The sequence below is a fragment of the Rhizobium sp. RHZ02 genome, assembly GCF_014851575.1.
Taxonomy (GTDB): domain Bacteria; phylum Pseudomonadota; class Alphaproteobacteria; order Rhizobiales; family Rhizobiaceae; genus Rhizobium; species Rhizobium altiplani.
This window is the reverse complement of record NZ_JACUZX010000051.1, coordinates 1-8,723: the sequence shown is the minus strand read 5'-3', so window position 1 is coordinate 8,723 and position 8,723 is coordinate 1. Positions and strand designations below refer to the sequence as shown.

Genomic DNA, 8,723 nt, shown 5'->3' with positions numbered 1-8,723 from the left:
CTTCAGCCGCTCCCACTGGTCATCTCGAAGAACCTCACCATCCATCGCCGACCTCCAAAAGTCAGCGTTGAATCTGATTTGCGACTCGAATGGAATCCCGGATCGTTAAATTGTCACCACAGCCTAGCTCTCTCGATTCGTTGTGGATTGAGCAGCCCCAACAATGCTCGCGGAATAAACCAGCATGCCACCGCCGTCAGCTCGCACCAAACAGCGTCGCCGACCTCCTCTTGCATCAGCAACGTGAACATCGCGAAACCACACCTGGAGATCAACATCATGACCGCTGACAATACCCACAAATATGCGCCTGCAAAGTTCGCAAGGGTTTGGAATATCCGTGATTACGCCAAGCGTTTCAGGCTTGATCGATTTGAAGAAAAGCGGCTGCTGAAGCTCCTGGGACCAACGGCGACAGAGCGCCAGCTTCTAATGAACGCGGGCCGCCGGCCCCTCTAGAACGCCGAGCGCGGCAGGAGATTCATAATCAAGAAAGCACCAGCAAACATTGAAAGTTAAGAGCGGGAAAGCCAAGGCGCTTGGGTCTGCCGAAGAAAGGAAGCCAATCCGCGTCCATTCCAAAGCGCCAAGCCCGGACCTGGAAGCATGTAGAAGCCTTAGACCAACCGCAGTGGAGCTCAGTCTCGTAAACGCGCAACGCTACACCTTCCAGATCAAGGATTGAAACAATGTGCCACAGCTCTGAGGAACCACGATCGACGCTCCGGCGCGTTCTTAGACGCGCCAACTACAAAACGTCGGAAATGCAAGCCGCCGAGGGTGATTTGCATCAGGCTGAAACTGTCATCATTCGCAGAATTGAAGCTGCGACCATTCCCACGAAGAACTATTCTCCGTTCAAACGGCAGCGACAGAGCCGCAATTCTGATGCTATTGCTACGTGGGAGAACGAGGGCGGCTCTGTGCAGGCGTCGAAACAGAAGCGATAGAACCGCTGCAAAATGCCCTTCTCTAGCGCCGTTGGCCGCGACGCACTTCGCCCTTTGCCTGCGTTTAATTGGAGCAATAAGCATAGACCGCAAACGTCGGTTGACCTTCAAGGAGGGAGGCCTGCGAAGCCTCGTCAGAGATGAACGAACACGTTCTTCGTACATTCACCAACAACGTCCCGGCGGTAGTGAAATCAGCGGTGCCCCCGAAGCGACTTGTCTGCACTGGTCGAGGTCTGCCCGAATGGGAATTCGGAAGCCCGTTCACAATGACTCCTGGCCCCGGGGGGCGTGTGGTAATCGGCCATCATATCTCCTATCGGGCGAGCCAGCCACCGTCGACTGGCAGCACTGTCCCATGAACATAATCCGAGGCGCGCGAGGCAAGAAAAACCGCTGCCCCCACCATATCCTGTGGCTTGGCCCAGCGCGCGGCCGGAATGCGCTTCAGGATATCCGCGCTTCTTTCGGCATCGGCGCGAAGCGCCTCGGTATTGTTGGTCTCGACATAGCCGGGCGCGATCGCATTGACATTGATGCCTTTCGACGCCCATTCGTTCGCCATCAGCCTGGTGATACCGGCCAGCCCGCTCTTCGATGCCGTGTAGGATGGAATACGAACGCCTCCCTGAAACGACAGGAGCGAGGCGATGTTGATGATCTTCGCCGGCATATCCCGAGCGAGTGCTGCCTTCGCGAACGCCTGGCAGAGGAAGAAGACGGATTTCAGATTGGTGTCCAGAACGGCATCCCAGTCCTCTTCTGGGCACCATTCCATTCAGAACGTATTGAATACGTTCAACTTCCTGATATCGCTAGGTCTTTCGCTCACCCACTGCTACACACGGGTGACACACAAGTGCATATCAGAATGGCCAGCCCAATGCGCCGTAAAGGCTCCACCTTCTTCCAGTTCAGAAAGCGTATTCCGAAGGATGTCATCGGCAAGGCCCGGGGTGTATCTCTAGCCATTCCAGTTGGTGACGAGGTTCTCCACATCGTCGTAGGCGACGGTACTGTCGAGATAATGGGCTCTCTTCGAACGCGTGACCAGGGAGAAGCCAAGGAGCGTCAAGCGGTCGTGTTGGCCTATCTGGATGGTGTCTGGAAATCGCTTCGCGAAGGCCCCAAGCGGCTCACGCAGAAACAGATAGTCGCGCTGGCGGGCGAGGCTTATCGGGGGCCGGTTGCGCTGTTCGAGGATGATCCCGCTGCGCCGTCCGTTTGGAAGCAGATTGATAGACTTCACGCGGAAGCGATGGAAGGAGGAGAGGCTGCCAGAGAGCAATGGTTCGGCGAGACCGTTGATCAAATCTTAGCCAGCCATCAACTCGTTGTGGACAACGAAAGCCGTATCGCCCTCATAGCGGCGGCTGGCAAAGCGATCATTGAAGCGTCGGCTCGTCTCGGACGGAACGCCGAAGGTGATTACAGCCCCGATCCGGCCGCCGAGCGGTTCCCTCCGCTGGAGCTGAAAAAGGAGGCGAAGGCACCGAAGCCATTGCCTCAGGGGTCACAGAGCATAACCGGACTTGCGGAAGGATGGTGGCGCGAGGCTAAGGCGGCTGGCAACGCGGTCAGCACACACGAGGCATACCTGCGGGCGGGCGAAGCAGCTCTCGGAGTTCCTTGGCCACGATGATGCCCGTGCGGTGACCTCAGACGACGTCATTGCATTCAAAGATCACAGAATTGAGCAAGGGGTGAGCCTGAAGACGATTGGTATGGGGGACCTTTCCGCAATACGGCAGCTCTACAAGTGGGGCGTTGCTAACCGGAAAGTAGACCATAACCCTGCTGATGGTGTTAAGGTCGCCAAGCAGAAGAAGAAGCGGCCCCGAGACCCGGGCTTCACAGATGAAGAGGCGGTTACCGTCCTGTCGGCGGCGTTCCACCACAAGGGCGCCGGGAAGGCGGCGAAACACCTATCGAATGCTCGGCGCTGGCTACCATGGCTTTGCGCCTATTCCGGTGCCCGCGTCGGCGAAATGACACAGCTACGAAAGCAGGACCTGCGCCAAGAGAACGGCCTCTGGATCATCAAAATAACCCCGGAGGCAGGCACAGTGAAGGACGGGGATTTCCGCGATGTTCCGCTACATCCACACCTCATTGAACAGGGCTTTCCTGATTTCGTGGCAAAGGCAGCAGAAGGCTACCTCTTCATGAAAGTCTACGGCGACACCGATGAAGACCAGAGGGCCGCATGGAAGTCTGCCAAGAACCGCCTCACCGACTTCGTACGTAAGGCCGTCACTGACCCGAATGTGCAGCCAAACCATGCGTGGCGACACCGCTTCATTACACTTGCCCGCAACCTTGCTGCCTTGGCCTCGTTGGAGGCAATGCCGTATTTGTCCCCCTCATCGCCCGGTTCATGGCCGGTGATTGAGCAGCGAACATCCCGAGCTATGTCATGCTCGCTGGAGCTTATGCGCTGGCGCAGAACGCCCATGTCCGCGGCGACTTTCTTTACAGCTCGCTGCGACCCCGAATACAGGCGACGCTTGATCTCATCCTTTACATCCTGTTCTTCCTGCCAGGCGTCGCCGCGCTCATCTATACCGGTTATGACTATGCAGCACTTTCCTGGCGGATTGGCGAGCATTCGACCATCACGGCCGAAGGTCCGCCGATCTACTACTTCAAGACAGTCATTCCAATCGCGGGCGCGCTTGTCATGCTACAGGGGCTCGCCGAGATCGCGCGCTGCATCGTCTGCCTGAAAACCGGCGCATGGCCGGGCCGGCTCAAGGATGTGGAGGAGATCGACGTCGTCGCGGAGCAGCTTGCCAATAGCGAGCACATAGATACGCAGACGCGCGAGGCCGCGATCGAGCGCGCCCAGGATATCGACAGGGCGGCCCGGCAACGAGGCCGAGGTGGAGACATGGAGACGTGAGTGATCCGTTCCTCGGATTGACGATGCTAGCTCTCATTGTGGTCGTCATCGTGATGGGCTTCCCGACAGCCTTCACGCTGATGGGGCTCGGCATGGTTTTCGGCTTCTACGCATTCTACAATCCCGCCGAACATTGGATCGACAATCGCGTCTTCGATTTGATGGTTCAGCGCACCTACGGCGCCATGACTAACGACGTCCTGGTCTCGATCCCACTCTTCGTGCTGATGGGCTATGTGATGGAGCGCGGCGCGCTGGTCGACAAGATGTTCTACAGCATCCAGCTTTCGTTCCGGCGGGTGCCTGCCTCACTGGCCGTAGCGACGCTGATTATCTGCACCTTCTGGGGTATCGCCAGCGGCCTCGTAGGCGCAGTCGTGGTGCTGATGGGCGTCATCGCGATGAACCCGATGCTGCGCGCCGGCTATGACGTCAAGCTTGCCTCCGGGGTGATCACCGCAGGCGGCACGCTGGGCATTCTGATCCCGCCATCGGTGATGATCATCGTCTACGCTGCCGTCGCGGGGCAATCGGTGGTCAAGCTCTATGCGGCCACAATGTTTCCCGGCTTCTTTTCTGGCATTTCTCTATCTCGTCTACGTTCTCGCCTGGGCGATGATCAATCCAAGGATCGCGCCCGCCTTGCCCGAGGAACAGACGCGAGTTCCCGTGGCCGCCTGGATGGGACGCTTTCAGGGGCACTATTCGAACAACATGCTCGCCGGGCTTCTCCGTGCCCTGGTTTCACCATCAAAGGCGATGGCGATCGAGACGGACGAGGGACGGCTCACCTATTGGAAGCTGGTCAAGAATGCCTTCGCCGCGCTCGTGCCTTTGTCGCTGACGGCTTTCACCCTGGCTCTCATCTGGTGGTATGTCGTCATCCACCCCCAGGACTCGGCGGAGGCGGAAGTGCCAGAAGGGCTGGAAGAGCTCGGCGGACCCGCAGCGGATGCCGGCCCGGCGGTGTTAAATGGGCCGTCAACCAGCTTCTACCTGACGTTCGGGATCATAGCGGCGATGGCGGTGGTGGTCCTCGTGCGCTACTACAGGAATATGAATGCCGAGCGGCTGCAGGTGGTGAAGCTGCTGGCTTCGTCGGTCATGCCGCTCGGGATCCTGACCGTCGTCGTGCTCGCCGTCATTCTGTTCGGCATCACGACGGCCACCGAGTCCGCCGCGGTCGGTGCCGCCGGCGCTTTCTTGCTAGCGTTCCAGGCCCGGACGCTCAACTGGAAACGCACAAAGGAGGCAGTGTTCCTCACGGCGAAGACCACTGCCATGGTCTGCTGGCTCTTCGTCGGCTCGGCACTCTTCTCCGCAGTCTTCGCCATTCTTGGCGGCCAGGCGTTGATCGAGCAGTGGGTGCTGTCGCTCAACATGACGCCCGTCCAATTCATGATCCTGTCGCAGGCGATCATCTTCATCCTCGGCTGGCCGCTGGAATGGACCGAAATCATCATTATCTTCGTACCGATCTTCCTGCCGATGCTCCGACACTTCGGCATCGATCCGATCCTCTGGGGCGTGCTCGTCTTCGTCAATCTGCAGGCGGCGTTCCTTTCGCCGCCGGTTGCGATGTCGGCCTATTACCTCAAGGGTGTCTCGCCGCCGCACGTCACCCTCAACCAGATCTTCGCAGGCATGATGCCTTATATGCTGATCGTCATTCTCTGCATGGTTATCATGTATGTCTGGCCGGGCATGACGCTCTGGCTCCCAGCCTATCTGTATGGCTAAACGAAGTCTCAGCGTTGTATCTATGCACAGCATGGCTTGTCAGGCATCGTCCGCAATGAGACCAAAAAGCGGAGCAACCAATTTGAAGGGGATCGAACTGATGACCCCGTTGTTACACAGCCTTTATCTCAACGGCTCCAGAGGCTGACTTCGTCCGGACCAAGGACAATGAACAATTGGGGCTCGGAGCTGATTGTGAGCTTTTCGATACGCAGATCGGCTAGCATCCGTTCGGGTTGAAAGTCGAAATCACTGCCTCTGTCGCTTCGCTGCCGTGGGCTTGGCTCATTGAGCCCGTGTGATCAACGCGACAGTTGGGAAATAAGATCGGTACCGACCGACATCTCGCGTTAACAGCGGGAGCTGTTGAACCGCTGCATGGGCGCCAACGATAAAATCCGGCAGGACTCCCGTACGAGAACCACCGGCTCGACGATACCGTGTGAATACTTTTCCGGCGAGAAATAGCGCGGCTCGCGGAATGGGCGCGACGACCAGTCCCGCTTCGTCTATGAACGCATCAAGTTCCTCGATCCGCTCATAGCGAACCGCAAGTTCGGCATAGACTACATCATTGATCAACAATGGACCGGCAAGACTGGCCGTCTCAAGTTGCTCGACCGCCCAGTCTCCCCAGGTCGAGTCATTGGTCACAAGGTTGAGCAAGACATTCGTGTCGACAAGCGTCACGCTTCACCACGCGTGAGTGCCATGATCGCATCCGTATCGAGCCCTTCTCCGGCATGCCCCCGAAGCTTTTGAAAGCGGCTGGCAGGTTGCTGTCCATCAGCCCTTGTCAGCACTATGCTACCATCCACAGCTCGACGGAAGTCGACCTCGCTTCCGGGCACAATGCCAAGCAGTTCTCGCACCGCTTTCGGGATTGTCACCTGCCCCTTGGCTGTTACTGTCGTTGTCATGCTGTGCGCCTCGTTACACGTTGCGAACATGGAATGTGCGTTCGCAATCCTTACCTACACTCGCACGCCGTGCCCGTTCCCCAAACGACCGGCGGAGGTCGGCTTCCCCGACATTTTTGGGCGAGCCCACCGCCCTAGTCCGCCGGACTTTCCTCATCAGACAAACGGTGGGGTCGCCCTCGCCAGCGGAAGAAATACTCCACTAAGGTTTAAGCTTGCATCATTCAAGTGTCCCGCAGATCGGTAGTTGATTGTATTCGTGAAGCGACCAGAGGCGGGGTTCTTTCGGCAATCTCGGCTCGGCGGCCTGCCGCGACAATGGTCTGACATTCCGGCAGAACGAGCGCGCGGGTGATACGGATCTGAAGGCACATTACGATCGCATCCTCGTCAACACGGACGGCAGCTGGCCGACGACCGCGGTGACGGAGAACATGCGCGCCTATCAGATCAACAATCAGCTTGAGAGCCAGTTCGATACCGGCAGCGTCTCCCACACGCTGCTCGGGGGCTCGATTACACTTGGGTCTCGTCTGACTTCGCCATGGGCAGCTAAGGCATCGGGTTTCGCCGGCGCCACAAAGCTGAAATACTTCAAATCGTTGGCCTCCTCTGCGGCGGCGGGAGCCCCTCCGAAGCCGCGTTGCGACAAAGTCATTGCGGTAGGCTATCCAAACCGAAATTGCTCCTAGATAGTCCCACTGTATCTGGACGAATGGAAAAGCACCTATGGCAACTGGACTTCTCGCACTGCTCGATGACGTCGCGGCAATTGCGAAACTTGCGGCTGCGTCGCTGGATGATGTCGCCGCTCAAACAGCAAAAGCAGGTGCAAAAGCGGCGGGAGTCGTGATCGACGATGCAGCGGTAACACCGAGATACGCGGTTGGCCTGTCGCCCGCGCGAGAATTGCCAATTATCGCTAAGATCGCCCTCGGATCCTTGAAGAACAAGCTTCTCTTTCTTCTGCCGGCGTGTATTTTTTTCGGCTACTTTGCGCCTTGGGCGATCACGCCGCTGCTGATGGTCGGAGGCGTTTATCTTTGCTACGAGGGAGCCGAAAAGCTCTATGAAGCGATTGCCCCACACGACGCGCACAAGCATGAGGCGGCAGTGATGGGAACATCCGACCCGGTCGCGTTGGAAAACCAGAAGGTTGCGGGCGCAATCAGAACGGACTTCATACTCTCAGCAGAAATCATGGCACTAACCCTCGCGAACGTCGCCGCTTCCAATATCTACACGCAAGCTGCTGTCCTGGCGTCCGTCGGAATCCTCATCACCTTGGCCGTCTACGGCGTTGTCGCCCTCATTGTGAAGGCGGACGACATAGGGCTCGCGCTTGCTACTTCCTCAGTCGGCTTGGTCAGAGCGTTCGGCCGCGGCCTCGTTATCGGCGTCCCCTTGTTTCTCAGCATCCTTGCAATGATTGGGACCGCCGCTATGCTCTGGGTGGGCGGCAGCATTCTCGTCCACGGAATGGCCCAACTGGGCTTCCATGGACCGGAACATTTCATTGACACGATTGCAGTCGGCGTCAGTGCCGTGTCGGCATATCTCACGGGGGTTCTGCATTGGACGACCACATCCGCGCTTCAGGCAGTGCTGGCGATTTTGATCGGCGGCATGACCATTGTGTTGGTGCATGCGTCGTCCCGGTTGATCAGGCGGCTCCGACCTCAAAATCCGTGAGTGGGTGTCACTTGATTCTTTCTGGGTGAACTCTGACGAGCCGAGGCGTCGCAAATACGATCATCCGGGCGACGGGGCTCTGCGGCTTTGCCAACGCTTGCCTATGCCCCCGATCGGCTCTGAGGATCGCGTTGCGGATCAACTGCATCGAAGGTATCAAGGCGAACGCCAATATGTGCGAGAAACATCTGATGTCTGGCACTGCATTGGCGACCGAACTCGTTCCACTGCTTGGCTATGACGTTGCGGCCGAATTCGCAAAGCAGGCGCTCAACACCGGCAGAACCCTCGCAGAACTGCTCAAGCATGCCTCCATATCTGACCACGTGCTGGCGCAGGTCTTTGCCGTTGCCACTCTTGTTGCGCCCTCCTCCTGCGCCTCGCCGATAGCTAGAAGGTCGCCGCACCGCTACCCCACGGGCCGTGGTGGAAGTCCTTGCTGTCGAGGCGATCAAAGCCGTGCGCGCCGAAGAAGTCACGCTGCGCCTGGATCAGGTTCGCGGTGCCGCGGCCTTGGCG

Annotated in this window: 6 protein-coding genes and 4 pseudogenes; 6 read left to right on the top strand and 4 right to left on the bottom strand. The window is 58.2% G+C overall.

Translation table 11 applies throughout. From position 1 onward, the window contains the following. Positions 1-459, top strand: a 459-nt coding sequence (locus tag IB244_RS32995) for a hypothetical protein (protein ID WP_312867301.1), incomplete at its 5' end; no start/stop codon positions are given. An 807-nt stretch (positions 460-1,266) separates the two neighbouring features. Here IB244_RS32995 and IB244_RS31035 read toward each other — a convergent pair. Continuing rightward, a pseudogene (locus IB244_RS31035) lies at positions 1,267-1,713 on the bottom strand (SDR family oxidoreductase); the annotation flags it as partial. A gap of 108 nt (positions 1,714-1,821) precedes the next feature. Between IB244_RS31035 and IB244_RS31030 the strand changes: the two are divergent. The 3 genes and pseudogenes from IB244_RS31030 (at position 1,822) to IB244_RS31020 (ending at position 5,592) form a co-directional block, all read left to right on the top strand. Beyond that, entirely contained in the window at positions 1,822-2,592 is a 771-nt protein-coding gene (locus IB244_RS31030; RefSeq protein ID WP_192306850.1) for a DUF6538 domain-containing protein, read from the top strand. Positions 2,593-3,357: 765 nt separating this feature from the next. After that, positions 3,358-3,852: pseudogene (locus IB244_RS31025) on the top strand (TRAP transporter small permease subunit); the annotation flags it as partial. Continuing rightward, a pseudogene (locus IB244_RS31020) lies at positions 3,849-5,592 on the top strand (TRAP transporter large permease subunit). The pseudogenes IB244_RS31025 and IB244_RS31020, both read left to right, overlap by 4 nt. Positions 5,593-5,877: 285 nt before the next feature. On the opposite strand, the gene IB244_RS31015 reads toward IB244_RS31020, so the two are convergent. Both IB244_RS31015 and IB244_RS31010 read right to left on the bottom strand, forming a co-directional pair. Next, positions 5,878-6,282: a type II toxin-antitoxin system VapC family toxin gene (locus IB244_RS31015; protein WP_029792755.1), complete on the bottom strand. Its 405-nt coding sequence runs from the start codon at positions 6,280-6,282 to the stop codon at positions 5,878-5,880. Beyond that, positions 6,279-6,512: an AbrB/MazE/SpoVT family DNA-binding domain-containing protein gene (locus IB244_RS31010; protein ID WP_029792756.1), complete on the bottom strand. Its 234-nt coding sequence runs from the start codon at positions 6,510-6,512 to the stop codon at positions 6,279-6,281. Before IB244_RS31010 ends, IB244_RS31015 begins: the two co-directional genes overlap by 4 nt. A 729-nt stretch (positions 6,513-7,241) precedes the next feature. Between IB244_RS31010 and IB244_RS31005 the strand changes: the two genes are divergently transcribed. Then, entirely contained in the window at positions 7,242-8,204 is a 963-nt protein-coding gene (locus tag IB244_RS31005; protein ID WP_192306848.1) for a DUF808 domain-containing protein, read from the top strand. A 173-nt stretch (positions 8,205-8,377) separates the two neighbouring features. Then, positions 8,378-8,500 (top strand): annotated as a pseudogene (locus tag IB244_RS33285) (hypothetical protein); the annotation flags it as partial. 94 nt (positions 8,501-8,594) lie between these two features. On the opposite strand, the gene IB244_RS30995 reads toward IB244_RS33285, so the two are convergent. Further along, positions 8,595-8,723 (bottom strand): hypothetical protein (locus IB244_RS30995; protein ID WP_192306846.1); only part of this gene is annotated, 129 nt, incomplete at its 5' end.